The sequence below is a fragment of the Pseudomonas sp. QD4 genome, assembly GCF_049199125.1.
Classification (GTDB): domain Bacteria; phylum Pseudomonadota; class Gammaproteobacteria; order Pseudomonadales; family Pseudomonadaceae; genus Aquipseudomonas.
The window spans coordinates 1,682,576-1,694,311 of sequence record NZ_JBLZOM010000002.1 but is presented as its reverse complement, the minus strand read 5'-3'; the positions used below and the strand labels follow the sequence as shown (position 1 = coordinate 1,694,311).

The 11,736-nt window shown below is 63.5% G+C and carries 11 protein-coding genes; 10 read left to right on the top strand and 1 reads right to left on the bottom strand.

What is annotated here, in order from left to right; all coding sequences use genetic code 11:
• The first annotated feature begins 128 nt into the window (after positions 1-128).
• Genes rpoZ through ACOZJV_RS18740 form a run of 4 tightly spaced genes read left to right on the top strand, consistent with a single transcriptional unit; the run spans position 129 to position 3,771 of the window.
• Positions 129-392, top strand: coding sequence for a DNA-directed RNA polymerase subunit omega (gene rpoZ / locus ACOZJV_RS18755; protein WP_003177259.1), 264 nt, complete (start codon positions 129-131; stop codon positions 390-392).
• 57 nt (positions 393-449) lie between these two features.
• Entirely contained in the window at positions 450-2,555 is a 2,106-nt protein-coding gene (gene spoT, locus ACOZJV_RS18750) for a bifunctional GTP diphosphokinase/guanosine-3',5'-bis pyrophosphate 3'-pyrophosphohydrolase (RefSeq protein WP_020296026.1), read from the top strand.
• Positions 2,556-2,594: 39 nt separating this feature from the next.
• Positions 2,595-2,975 carry a RidA family protein gene (locus tag ACOZJV_RS18745; protein ID WP_003176922.1) on the top strand — a complete coding sequence of 127 codons (381 nt, stop codon included), beginning with the start codon at positions 2,595-2,597 and terminating at the stop codon, positions 2,973-2,975.
• 55 nt (positions 2,976-3,030) lie between these two features.
• Positions 3,031-3,771 (top strand): hypothetical protein, encoded by a 741-nt coding sequence (locus ACOZJV_RS18740; protein ID WP_421548218.1) that lies wholly within the window; start codon positions 3,031-3,033, stop codon positions 3,769-3,771.
• 88 nt (positions 3,772-3,859) lie between these two features.
• Here the strand turns inward: ACOZJV_RS18740 and ACOZJV_RS18735 are convergent, their stop codons facing one another.
• The gene (locus ACOZJV_RS18735) at positions 3,860-4,711 is read right to left on the bottom strand and encodes an SDR family oxidoreductase (protein WP_421548217.1); all 852 of its coding nucleotides are present in this window, start codon (positions 4,709-4,711) and stop codon (positions 3,860-3,862) included.
• A 189-nt stretch (positions 4,712-4,900) separates the two neighbouring features.
• On the opposite strand from ACOZJV_RS18735, the gene exbB reads away from it, so the two are divergent.
• The 6 genes from exbB (at position 4,901) to ACOZJV_RS18705 (ending at position 11,723) form a co-directional block, all read left to right on the top strand.
• Positions 4,901-5,893, top strand: a complete 993-nt coding sequence (gene exbB / locus ACOZJV_RS18730; protein WP_421548216.1) for a tonB-system energizer ExbB — start codon at positions 4,901-4,903, stop codon at positions 5,891-5,893.
• Positions 5,894-5,899: 6 nt separating this feature from the next.
• Positions 5,900-6,328, top strand: a complete 429-nt coding sequence (gene exbD / locus ACOZJV_RS18725) for a TonB system transport protein ExbD (RefSeq protein WP_020296030.1) — start codon at positions 5,900-5,902, stop codon at positions 6,326-6,328.
• Positions 6,325-7,074, top strand: a complete 750-nt coding sequence (locus ACOZJV_RS18720) for a TonB family protein (RefSeq protein ID WP_020296031.1) — start codon at positions 6,325-6,327, stop codon at positions 7,072-7,074. Before exbD ends, ACOZJV_RS18720 begins: the two co-directional genes overlap by 4 nt.
• Positions 7,075-7,237: 163 nt before the next feature.
• On the top strand, positions 7,238-8,158 hold the full coding sequence (locus tag ACOZJV_RS18715; protein ID WP_020296032.1) for a hydrogen peroxide-inducible genes activator: 921 nt from the start codon (positions 7,238-7,240) through the stop codon (positions 8,156-8,158).
• A gap of 9 nt (positions 8,159-8,167) precedes the next feature.
• Entirely contained in the window at positions 8,168-10,243 is a 2,076-nt protein-coding gene (gene recG / locus ACOZJV_RS18710; protein ID WP_078470447.1) for an ATP-dependent DNA helicase RecG, read from the top strand.
• Between the two features lie 79 nt (positions 10,244-10,322).
• Complete coding sequence (locus tag ACOZJV_RS18705; RefSeq protein WP_078470446.1) at positions 10,323-11,723, top strand: aminoacyl-tRNA deacylase and HDOD domain-containing protein; 1,401 nt, start codon at positions 10,323-10,325, stop codon at positions 11,721-11,723.
• Positions 11,724-11,736 lie beyond the last annotated feature (13 nt).

The following is an 11,736-nucleotide window of genomic DNA, read 5'->3' as shown; positions in this document are numbered from 1 at the left end:
CACTTGCAGCGCGTTGCAGGGCCTGGTCAAAAAATCAGCGCTTCCCTAATCGCTGGTGATTTTTTAAACTGTTGAGTCCGCTCGCCCAACCGGGCAGCGCGCATATTGCATTCGCTCCGAGGAATACCATGGCCCGCGTAACCGTTGAAGACTGCCTAGAACACGTGGAAAACCGCTTTGAGCTGGTCATGCTCTCTACCAAGCGTGCCCGTCAACTGGCCACCGGCGGCAAAGAGCCCCTGGTTCAGTGGGAAAACGACAAGCCTACCGTTGTAGCCCTGCGTGAAATTGCCGAAGGCCTGATGAGCTACGAGTTCATTGCCAACGCTGAGATCGTTGAAGACGAACCGCTGTTCGCAGCGTTCGAGGACGAGTCCAACGAGGCCGTCTAAGCCTATGCCTGGTCGACGTAGCACGGCGCGGGAATACAGCTTACGGCAGGAGTCAGCATGCCGAGCATAGACGCCCTCGCCGATCGCTTATCGACCTATCTCGGCACGGACCAGGTCAACCTGGTCCGCCGAGCGTATTTCTACGCCGAACAAGCCCACGACGGCCAACGCCGCCGCAGCGGCGAGGCGTACGTCACGCACCCATTGGCGGTGGCGAATATTCTTGCCGACATGCATATGGACCATCAGAGCCTGATGGCGGCCATGCTGCATGACGTGATTGAAGACACCGGTATTGCCAAGGAAGCGCTCTCAGCGCAGTTCGGCGAAACCGTGGCGGAACTGGTCGACGGGGTCAGCAAACTGACCCAGATGAACTTCGAGACCAAGGCCGAAGCCCAGGCTGAAAACTTCCAGAAAATGGCCATGGCCATGGCCCGCGACATTCGCGTGATCCTGGTCAAGCTGGCCGACCGCCTGCACAACATGCGGACCCTGGAAGTGCTGTCCGGCGAAAAGCGCCGGCGCATCGCCAAGGAAACCCTGGAAATCTATGCCCCCATCGCCAACCGGCTGGGCATGCATGCCATCCGCATCGAATTCGAAGACCTTGGCTTCAAGGCCATGCACCCGATGCGTTCCGCGCGGATCTACCAGGCCGTCAAGCGCGCCCGGGGCAACCGCAAGGAAATCGTCAACAAGATCGAAGAATCCCTCAGCCACTGCCTGGCCATCGACGGTATCCAGGGCGAGGTCAGCGGCCGGCAGAAACACCTCTACGGCATCTACAAGAAGATGCGCGGCAAGCGTCGGGCCTTCAACGAGATCATGGACGTCTACGCGTTCCGCATCATCGTCGACAAGGTAGACACCTGCTATCGCGTGCTGGGTGCTGTACATAATTTGTACAAACCGCTGCCGGGACGCTTCAAGGACTACATCGCGATTCCCAAGGCCAACGGCTACCAGTCGCTGCATACCACCCTGTTCGGTATGCACGGCGTGCCGATCGAGATCCAGATCCGCACCCGGGAAATGGAAGAGATGGCCAACAACGGCATCGCCGCGCACTGGCTGTACAAATCCAGTGGCGACGAGCAGCCAAAAGGCACCCACGCCCGCGCCCGCCAATGGGTCAAGGGTGTACTGGAGATGCAGCAACGCGCTGGCAACTCTCTGGAATTCATCGAAAGCGTGAAGATCGACCTGTTTCCGGACGAGGTCTACGTGTTCACGCCCAAAGGCCGGATCATGGAGCTGCCCAAAGGCTCCACGGCCGTCGACTTCGCCTACGCGGTGCACACCGACGTCGGCAACAGCTGCATTGCCTGCCGCATCAACCGCCGTCTCGCACCGCTGTCCGAACCGCTGCAAAGCGGCTCCACGGTGGAGATCGTCAGTGCCCCTGGCGCCCGGCCGAATCCGGCCTGGCTCAACTTCGTGGTCACCGGCAAGGCCCGCACCCATATTCGCCACGCCCTGAAGCTGCAGCGCCGCTCCGAATCCATCAGCCTCGGCGAGCGCCTGCTGAACAAGGTGCTCAACGGTTTCGACAGTTCGCTGGAAAAGATCCCGGCCGAACGCATCCAGGCGATGCTCCACGAATACCGCCTGGAACTGATCGAAGACCTGCTCGAAGACATCGGCCTGGGCAATCGCATGGCCTATGTGGTGGCCCGCCGCCTGCTCGGCGAGGGCGAACAGTTGCCAAGCCCGGAAGGCCCGCTGGCGATTCGCGGCACCGAAGGCCTGGTGCTGAGCTACGCCAAGTGCTGCACGCCGATCCCGGGCGACCCGATCGTCGGCCACCTGTCCGCCGGCAAGGGGATGGTGGTGCACCTGGACAACTGCCGCAATATCAGCGAAATCCGCCACAACCCGGAAAAATGCATCCAGCTCTCGTGGGCCAAGGATGTCACCGGCGAATTCAACGTCGAACTGCGGGTCGAGCTGGAACACCAGCGTGGCCTGATTGCCTTGTTGGCCAGTAGCGTCAACGCCGCCGACGGCAATATCGAGAAAATCAGCATGGATGAACGCGATGGTCGCATCAGCGTGGTCCAACTGGTGGTCAGCGTGCACGACCGCGTGCACCTGGCCCGCGTGATCAAGAAACTCCGCGCCCTGACCGGGGTGATTCGCATCACCCGCATGCGCGCGTAGCGCCTCACATAAGCCATCGTCACTTACAAGGACTCATAAATGACCAAGACTGTTATCACCAGCGACAAAGCGCCTGCTGCCATCGGCACCTATTCCCAGGCGATCAAGGCTGGCAACACCGTGTACATGTCCGGCCAGATCCCCCTCGACCCAAAAACCATGGAACTGGTCGAAGGCTTCGAAGCCCAGACCGTCCAGGTGTTCGAGAACCTGAAGTCGGTTGCCGAAGCCGCCGGCGGTTCGTTCAAGGACATCGTCAAGCTGAACATCTTCCTCACCGACCTGAGCCACTTCGCCAAGGTCAACGAGATCATGGGCAAGTACTTCGAACAGCCTTACCCTGCCCGCGCCGCCATCGGCGTCGCCGCCCTGCCAAAGGGTGCGCAGGTTGAGATGGATGCCATTCTGGTCATCGAGTAACACCCGCGGCGCAGCGTCCCAGGCTGCGCCGACTTTGCTTTGAAAGGATTTCATCATGCGCAAAGCGCTAGCTTTCTCGCTGCTCGCCGTCATGCTCGGCGGTTGCGCCAGCGACCCCGCCAAAACTGATGTCGGCGGCACCTGGATCAACCAGGTTGCGATCGACGCGGCCTCCAAGGGCGGCCCTTTGCGTGAAGCGCTGCAAGCCTACGGCCCGAACCTGGAGTGGGAGATCAACACCCGCGCCGGCCAGGCCCGCTACACCAACGGTTTCGAAATTGCCGAAGGCAAGGTCATTGCCGACCCCGCCGGCAGCTGGAAAGTCGACTTCTACGGCAGCTCCGCTACTGAACTGAAGCGCGACGGCAAACAACTGCTGCAAGCAGCGAACGACAACGAACCCGAACAGGTCTTCGACCGTCCCAAGGATCCTGCGCCGGAAGGGGCACCCCTGGGCGCCAACTTCGAGCGCGCGCTCTATACGGCGTATATGGGCGGTTCCTGGAAAATCCTCAGCGGCCCGGGGGAAGGCGCCACCGTGCAGTTCCAGGGCGACGGCGCGGTCCAGGGCCTGCCGGGGGCTGATCGTTACGCCCTGTGCCTGGCCGGAGACTGCGCCTCCATGAGTGGCGGCAACGATAACCTCTGGCTCCAGCAAAATGGCCAGGGCAATGCCTGGATCTTCATGCGCAAGGACAAGCAGCTGGAAATCTTCCAGGCGGTCAATACCGCCCAGGCGGATGAAGTGCCATCCCTGGCACCCGGCACTCGTCAGTGGCTGCTGGAAAAGCAATAACGGCTGTAGCCGCACGCTGAGCCTTTGCCGGAATAGCGGCGTTGCGCTGGGCCAGCGCAACCTCGCGGGCTCGGCGGCAGCTACAGAATCACCCTTTCAGTATTGCCACGTAGCCTTCGCGGTAACTCAAGTAACGCGGCACCCAGCCCAGCGCCCGAGCCCGGGCGTTGCTGCAGCGCTTGCTGCCGGCACGCCGCACACTGGCGTCGTCGGCCCATTCGGTGACCCCCAGGTATTCGCGCAGCCAACCCACGACTTCCGCCAACGGCGCCGGCGCATCGTCGACGCCGATATAGCAGTCTTCCAGCGCCACTCCGCGCTGATCGGCCTGCATCAGGAACGCCAGCAAGCCTGCAGCGTCATCAGCATGAATCCGATTGCCATACAAAGGCGGGTCGATCGCCACCCGATAGCCTTGGCGGACCTGGGTCAGCAACCATTCGCGGCCGGGACCGTAAATGCCGGTCAGGCGCACCAGGCTGGCGGGGATGCCGCTGTGCAGCGCCACTTGCTCCGCCTCCAGCATCAGCCGCCCGGAATAACCGCTGGCTTCGGTGGCTGAGGTTTCATCAACCCATTCGCCGTCTTTCTGCCCGTAGACACTGCTGCTGGACACAAACAGCAGGCGCCTGGGCTGCTGGCCGTGCTGCTTGAGCCAGCTCAGCACGTGTTGCAGACCCTCGACATAGGCGGCGCGATAGCCCGCTTCGTCATGCTCGGTGGCAGCAGCGCAGTACACCAGGTAATCCAGGGGAGCGCTTGGCCAGGTCGGAGGGCATTGGGCGTTGAACAGATCACCGGCAACGCCAATGACCCCGTCCGGCAAGCGTGAAACGTTGCGGCGCAAGCCATGAACCTGCCAACCCTCGACAAGCAATTGACTGGCCAGGCGGCTGCCGACATCACCACAACCGGCGATCAAAACAGAAAGGGCGGGCATCACTAAACTCCGTTCGCAAAGCTCAAGACTAGCCGCGGCGATGGACGAGCGGCTAGCAATCAAGGAAAAAAAGATACTCTATTACTTTTGTTAACAAGAATTACTTGCAATAATAAGCGCCCAAATTGTTCTCGGCCCCGCGAGGCCTAGAAGGACATTTACCTCTTTCCTCTCTCAGGTCCGGCCAGCATGACACCCAATCAACTCTCCGCTTCGCCAACCAAACGCCCAAGCCCGCTGCGCGCCATGAGCGCGGTTGCAGCGTTGTTGTTCAGCCTGGTACTGGCACCGAGCGCAGCCTTCGCCGACGCACAGGCACCGGCCACCGCGCCAGCCGCGAACGCCACCCATGCACCGGCCGAACCTGCCGCACCGGTCGTGACTCCGGTCGCCACCGACCCGGCCCAGACCCCGGCCCAAGGCGAAGCTGCAGAGGACGTTCCTGAAGTACTCGAAGCCGACAACACCCTGGGCATGGCCCATGACCTGTCGCCGTGGGGCATGTACCAGAACGCCGACATCATTGTGAAGATCGTGATGATCGGCCTGGCCATCGCCTCGATCATCACCTGGACCATCTGGATCGCCAAAGGCTTCGAGCTGATGGGCGCCAAGCGTCGTCTGCGCGGTGAAATCCTCAGCCTGAAAAAGGCCACCACCCTCAAGGAAGCCAGCGCCACCGCGACCAAGGAAGGCACCCTGGCCAACCTGCTGGTCCACGACGCCCTTGAAGAAATGCGCCTGTCGGCCAACAGCCGGGAGAAGGAAGGCATCAAGGAACGCGTGAGCTTCCGCCTTGAGCGCCTGGTAGCTGCCTGCGGCCGCAACATGAGCAGCGGCACCGGCGTGCTGGCAACCATTGGTTCCACCGCACCCTTCGTCGGTCTGTTCGGCACCGTGTGGGGCATCATGAACAGCTTTATCGGCATCGCCAAAACCCAGACCACCAACCTCGCGGTGGTTGCACCAGGTATCGCCGAAGCCCTGCTGGCCACGGCCCTGGGCCTGGTTGCAGCGATCCCGGCCGTAGTGATCTACAACGTCTTCGCCCGCTCCATCGCCGGTTACAAGGCGCAGGTGTCGGACGCCTCTGCTGAAGTCCTGTTGCTGGTCAGCCGTGATCTCGATCACCTGCCGACCACTGAGCGCTCCACACAACCCCACGTGGTCAAAGTAGGGTAATCAGCCATGGGCTTGCATTTGAAAGAAGGCGCTGACGACGATCTCGCCGAGAACCATGAAATCAACGTCACGCCGTTTATCGACGTGATGCTGGTGCTGCTGATCATCTTCATGGTGGCGGCACCCCTGGCCACCGTGGACATCAAGGTCGACCTCCCGGCCTCCACCGCCAAGCCTGAACCGCGCCCTGAAAAGCCGGTGTTCCTCAGCGTCAAGGCCGACCAGCGCCTGTTCCTGGGCGAAGACGAAGTGAAGGCCGAAACCCTCGGCGGCGCCCTCGATGCCAAGACTCAAGGCAAAAAGGACACCACGATCTTCTTCCAGGCCGATAAAGGCGTGGACTACGGCGACCTGATGAGCGTGATGGATACCCTGCGGTCCGCCGGATACTTGAAGGTAGGCCTGGTCGGACTTGAGACGGCAGCCAAGAAATGATCACGACGCGCCAAAAGCTGACGCGTTATAGCGGTAGCCTGGCGGTGGTGCTGGGCGTCCATGCGGTGGCGATTCTGCTCGCCCTCAATTGGTCGTCGCCACAACCGGTCGAACTGCCACCCCAGGCGATGATGATCGAGCTGGCGCCGGTTCCGGCACCGCCTCCTCCCGCACCGCCCAAGGTCATAACGCCACCGCAGCCACCGGCTCCGGTAGAAGAACTGCCGCTGCCGAAGCTGGCTGAAGCGCCGAAGCCGACGATCTCGGTGCCCAAGCCGGTCAAGCCCAAGCCCAAGCCGCAACCACCCAAGCCGGTGGAAAAGCCGCCTGAGCCGACCAAGGAAAAGCCCAGCGAGGAAAAACCCAGCGACGCACCGCCGACCAACGCCAAGACTGACAAGTCCGCGCAACCGGCACCGGGTCCTTCGCCTGCGCAATTGGCCGCCAAGGAAAGCTGGCAAGGCACCCTGCTGGCGCACCTGGCCAAGTACAAGAAGTACCCGCCAGGCGCACAGTCCCGGGGCAAGGAAGGCCTGAACCGCCTGCGGTTCGTGGTCGACGCCGAAGGCAATGTGCTGTCCTACGAGCTGGTGGGACGCTCGGGCAACGCCGATCTGGACCGGGCCACCCTGGAAATGATCCGCAAGGCCCAGCCGCTGCCCAAGCCGCCGTCGGACATGCTCAACAACGGCTCGATCGAGATCGTGGCACCCTTCGTTTACTCCCTGGAGAAACGGCGCCGCTGATCCCTTCAGCCAGCTCCCCCTGCAAAGGCACCGAAAGGTGCCTTTTGCATATCCGCCGGCGACGAACATGCATTAGCCGGTGTCGCACTGCGCCCTCTGTCTGATAACGTGCGTCTATCGATTGCAGCCGGTATGCTTGGCCCGCACCTCATGGACGCCCGCTATGACCCTCACTGAATTACGCTACATCGTCACCCTCGCCCAAGAGCAGCACTTCGGCCACGCGGCCGAGCGTTGCCACGTCAGCCAGCCGACCCTGTCGGTGGGCGTGAAAAAACTTGAAGACGAGCTCGGTGTACTGATTTTCGAGCGCAGCAAAAGCGCGGTGCGCCTGACTCCGGTCGGCGAAGGCATCGTGGCCCAGGCGCAAAAGGTCCTCGAACAGGCCCAGGGCATTCGCGAACTGGCCCAGGCCGGCAAGAATCAGCTGACCGCCCCGCTGAAGGTCGGCGCCATCTACACCGTCGGCCCCTACCTGTTCCCGCACCTGATTCCGCAACTGCACCGGGTCGCGCCGCAGATGCCGTTATACATCGAGGAAAACTTCACCCACGTCCTGCGTGACAAGCTGCGCAACGGCGAATTGGACGCGATCATCATCGCCCTGCCGTTCAATGAGGCCGACGTCCTCACGCTGCCGCTGTACGACGAACCCTTCTATGTGCTGATGCCCACCGGCCATCCATGGACCCAGAAGGACACCATCGACGCCAGCCTGCTCAACGACAAGAGCCTGCTGCTGCTCGGCGAAGGCCACTGTTTCCGCGACCAGGTGCTCGAAGCCTGCCCCACCCTGACCAAGGGCAACGACGGCGCCAAGCACACCACGGTGGAATCCAGCTCCCTGGAAACCATTCGCCATATGGTTGCCTCCGGCCTGGGGATCTCGATCCTGCCGCTGTCGGCGGTGGACAGCCATCATTACGCCCCCGGCGTGATCGAAGTGCGTCCGCTGACCCCGCCCGTGCCGTTTCGCACCGTGGCCATCGCTTGGCGCGCCAGCTTTCCACGGCCCAAGGCGATCGAGATCCTCGCCGACTCGATCCGCCTGTGCTCGGTGGCCAAGCCGCCTGCCGCGAGCTAAGCCGTCGCGATGACTGAGCTGTCGAAAGTGCCGGTCACGGCACTCAAGGGCGTCGGCGAAGCCATGGCCGAAAAGCTGGCCAAGGTCGGCCTGGAAAACCTCCAGGACGTGCTGTTCCACCTGCCCCTGCGTTACCAGGACCGCACCCGCGTGGTGCCCATCGGCGCCCTGCGCCCGGGCCAGGACGCGGTGATCGAAGGCACCGTCAGCGGCGCCGACGTGGTCATGGGCAAACGCCGCAGCCTGCTGGTACGCCTGCAGGACGGCACCGGCGGGCTGAGCCTGCGCTTCTACCACTTCAGCAATGCGCAGAAAGACGGCCTGAAACGCGGCACCCGTGTGCGCTGCTACGGCGAAGCCCGGCCCGGCGCTTCCGGACTGGAGATTTACCACCCGGAATACCGCGCCATCAGCGGCGATGAGCCACCTCCGGTGGACCAGACCCTGACCCCGATCTACCCGCTCACCGAAGGCCTGACCCAGCAACGCCTGCGCCAGCTGTGCCAGCAGAGCCTGGCCCTGCTAGGCCCGAGCAGCCTGCCCGACTGGCTGCCGCAGGAGCTGGCGCGCGATTACCAGTTGGCACCACTGGACGATGCGATTCGCTACCTGCATCACCCGCCGGCCGACGCCGATGTCGACGAACTCGCCCTCGGCCATCACTGGGCCCAGCATCGCCTGGCGTTCGAAGAACTGCTGACCCACCAGCTGTCCCAGCAACGCCTGCGCGAAAGCATGCGCTCGCTGCGCGCACCGGCCATGCCCCCGGCGAAAAAACTGCCGGCCAAATACCTGCGCAACCTGGGCTTTGCGCCCACCGGCGCGCAACAGCGAGTGGGCCGGGAAATCGCCTACGACCTGAGCCAGCCCGAGCCGATGCTGCGCCTGATCCAAGGCGATGTCGGCGCCGGCAAGACCGTGGTCGCCGCCCTCGCCGCCCTGCAGGCCCTGGAAGCCGGTTATCAGGTGGCGTTGATGGCGCCGACCGAGATCCTCGCCGAACAGCACTTCATTACCTTCAAGCGCTGGCTCGAACCCCTGGGCCTGGAAGTCGCCTGGCTGGCCGGCAAGCTCAAGGGCAAGAACCGCAGCGCCGCCCTGGAACAGATCGCCGCCGGCGCGCCGATGGTGGTCGGCACCCACGCGCTGTTCCAGGACGAAGTGCAGTTCAAGAACCTGGCCCTGGTGATCATCGACGAACAGCATCGCTTCGGCGTGCAGCAGCGCCTGGCCCTGCGCCAGAAAGGCGTTGGCGGGCGCATGTGCCCGCACCAGTTGATCATGACGGCCACGCCGATTCCCCGGACCCTGGCCATGAGCGCCTACGCCGACCTCGACACCTCGATCCTCGACGAACTGCCCCCCGGGCGCACCCCGGTCAATACCGTGCTAGTGACCGACAGCCGCCGCGTCGAAGTCATCGAGCGGGTGCGTGCCGCCTGCGCCGAAGGGCGCCAGGCGTATTGGGTCTGCACCCTGATCGAAGAGTCCGAAGAGCTCACCTGCCAGGCCGCCGAAACCACTTACGAAGACCTGACCGCGGCCCTCGGCGAACTGCGCGTGGGCCTGATCCACGGGCGTATGAAGCCTGCAGAAAAAGCCGAAGTCATGGCTCAGTTCAAGGCCGGCGCATTGCAGTTGCTGGTGGCGACCACGGTGATCGAGGTCGGGGTCGATGTGCCCAATGCCAGCCTGATGATCATCGAAAACCCCGAACGCCTGGGTCTGGCCCAGCTGCACCAGTTGCGCGGCCGGGTCGGACGCGGCAGCGCCGCCAGCCACTGCGTGCTGCTCTATCATCCGCCGCTGTCACAGATCGGGCGCCAGCGCCTGGGCATCATGCGGGAAACCAACGACGGCTTCGTCATCGCCGAAAAGGACCTGGAGCTGCGCGGTCCCGGCGAGATGCTCGGCACGCGCCAGACCGGTTTGCTGCAATTCAAGGTCGCCGACCTGATGCGCGATGCCGACCTGTTGCCGGCCGTGCGCGACGCGGCCCAGGCCCTGCTGGAGCGCTGGCCGCACCACGTGAGCCCGTTGCTGGACCGCTGGCTGCGTCACGGCCAGCAATACGGCCAAGTGTGAAACACCTCTCAGTTAATGGAACGCTGGTGTAACCAAGCTGGTTATACTGGTCCAATTGTTGGGAAAACGGATACAGACCATGACCGAAGTTGCCCTCGCCGACCAAGCCCCGCACGCTCCGTCTGTAATCCGGTTGCTGCTGGGCAAGCTGGCCATCAGCTACAACGAAGTGCTCGACCGCCCCGGTCTTCCGACCGAGCGCAAGGTGCAGGCGGTTCTGCTGGACGACGCCGTCGGCGCGCTCATGGTGCTGTTCCCGCAGAGCCAGTTGCTGGACCTCAATCGCCTGGCCGAGCTCACGGGCCGGCGCCTGACCGCCGTGTCCACCGAACGCCTGGAGCGCATGCTCGGCAAACACAGCCTGAGCCTGTTGCCCGGCCTGCCGGCCCTCACCAGTTCACCGTGCCTGTACGAAGAGAGCCTGCTGCGCGAGCCCAGTGTGTTGATCAATTCCGGCGAGCCCGGAGTGCTCCTGGAAATCACCCGCGAAGACTTCAAGACCATGCTCAGCAAGGCTAGCGCCGGCAATTTCGGCGAAGCCCTGAGCCTCATCCGGCCGAACCTCGACCGCCCCGATGATGACCGCGAGGAAATCACCCAGGCGATGCAGGCCTTCACCGCCCGCCGGATCCAGCAGCGCCTGGAAGCCACCATCGAGATTCCGCCCCTGGCGGAAACTGCACAAAAAATCATCAAGCTGCGGGTCGACCCCAACGCCACCATCGACGACATCACCGGCGTGGTCGAGACCGACCCGGCCCTGGCTGCCCAGGTGGTGAGCTGGGCCGCCTCGCCGTACTACGCTTCGCCCGGCAAGATCCGTTCGGTGGAAGACGCCATCGTCCGCGTGCTGGGCTTTGACCTGGTGATCAACCTGGCGCTGGGCCTGGCCCTGGGCAAGACGCTGAGCCTGCCCAAGGATCAGCCGCAGCATTCGACGCCGTACTGGCAGCAGTCGATCTACACCGCCGCCGTGATCGAAGGCCTGACCCGCGCCATGCCTCGCGCCCAGCGCCCGGAAGCCGGCCTGACCTACCTGGCCGGCCTGCTGCACAACTTCGGCTACCTGCTGCTGGCCCATGTGTTCCCGCCGCACTTCTCGCTGATCTGCCGGCACCTGGAGGTCAACCCGCACCTGTGCCACAGCTATGTCGAGCAGCACCTGCTGGGCATCAGCCGCGAGCAGATCGGCGCCTGGCTGATGCGCTACTGGGACATGCCGGACGAGTTGTCCACAGCCCTGCGCTTCCAGCACGACCCGAGCTACGACGGCGCCTACGCCGAATACCCGAACCTGGTGTGCCTGGCGGTGCGCCTGCTGCGTAGCCGCGGCATCGGTTCCGGCCCTGATGAAGACATCCCCGACGCCCTGCTCGAACGCGTCGGCCTGAGCCGCGACAAGGCCGAGGATGTGGTCAGCAAAGTCCTGGAAGCCGAAGTGCTGCTGCGGGAACTGGCGTCGCAATTCAGCCAGGCCTGAGCCGCAGCCACAA

What these genes read in the sequence shown, in the direction of transcription:
- ACOZJV_RS18745 (WP_003176922.1), top strand. Translation starts at nt 2,595, where the DNA reads ATGACCAAGACTGTTATCACCAGCGACAAAGCGCCTGCTGCCATCGGC.
- ACOZJV_RS18740 (WP_421548218.1), top strand. Translation starts at nt 3,031, where the DNA reads ATGCGCAAAGCGCTAGCTTTCTCGCTGCTCGCCGTCATGCTCGGCGGT.
- exbB (WP_421548216.1), top strand. Translation starts at nt 4,901, where the DNA reads ATGACACCCAATCAACTCTCCGCTTCGCCAACCAAACGCCCAAGCCCG.
- ACOZJV_RS18735 (WP_421548217.1), bottom strand. Translation starts at nt 4,711, where the DNA reads ATGCCCGCCCTTTCTGTTTTGATCGCCGGTTGTGGTGATGTCGGCAGC.
- ACOZJV_RS18720 (WP_020296031.1), top strand. Translation starts at nt 6,325, where the DNA reads ATGATCACGACGCGCCAAAAGCTGACGCGTTATAGCGGTAGCCTGGCG.
- spoT (WP_020296026.1), top strand. Translation starts at nt 450, where the DNA reads ATGCCGAGCATAGACGCCCTCGCCGATCGCTTATCGACCTATCTCGGC.
- ACOZJV_RS18705 (WP_078470446.1), top strand. Translation starts at nt 10,323, where the DNA reads ATGACCGAAGTTGCCCTCGCCGACCAAGCCCCGCACGCTCCGTCTGTA.
- rpoZ (WP_003177259.1), top strand. Translation starts at nt 129, where the DNA reads ATGGCCCGCGTAACCGTTGAAGACTGCCTAGAACACGTGGAAAACCGC.
- recG (WP_078470447.1), top strand. Translation starts at nt 8,168, where the DNA reads ATGACTGAGCTGTCGAAAGTGCCGGTCACGGCACTCAAGGGCGTCGGC.
- ACOZJV_RS18715 (WP_020296032.1), top strand. Translation starts at nt 7,238, where the DNA reads ATGACCCTCACTGAATTACGCTACATCGTCACCCTCGCCCAAGAGCAG.
- exbD (WP_020296030.1), top strand. Translation starts at nt 5,900, where the DNA reads ATGGGCTTGCATTTGAAAGAAGGCGCTGACGACGATCTCGCCGAGAAC.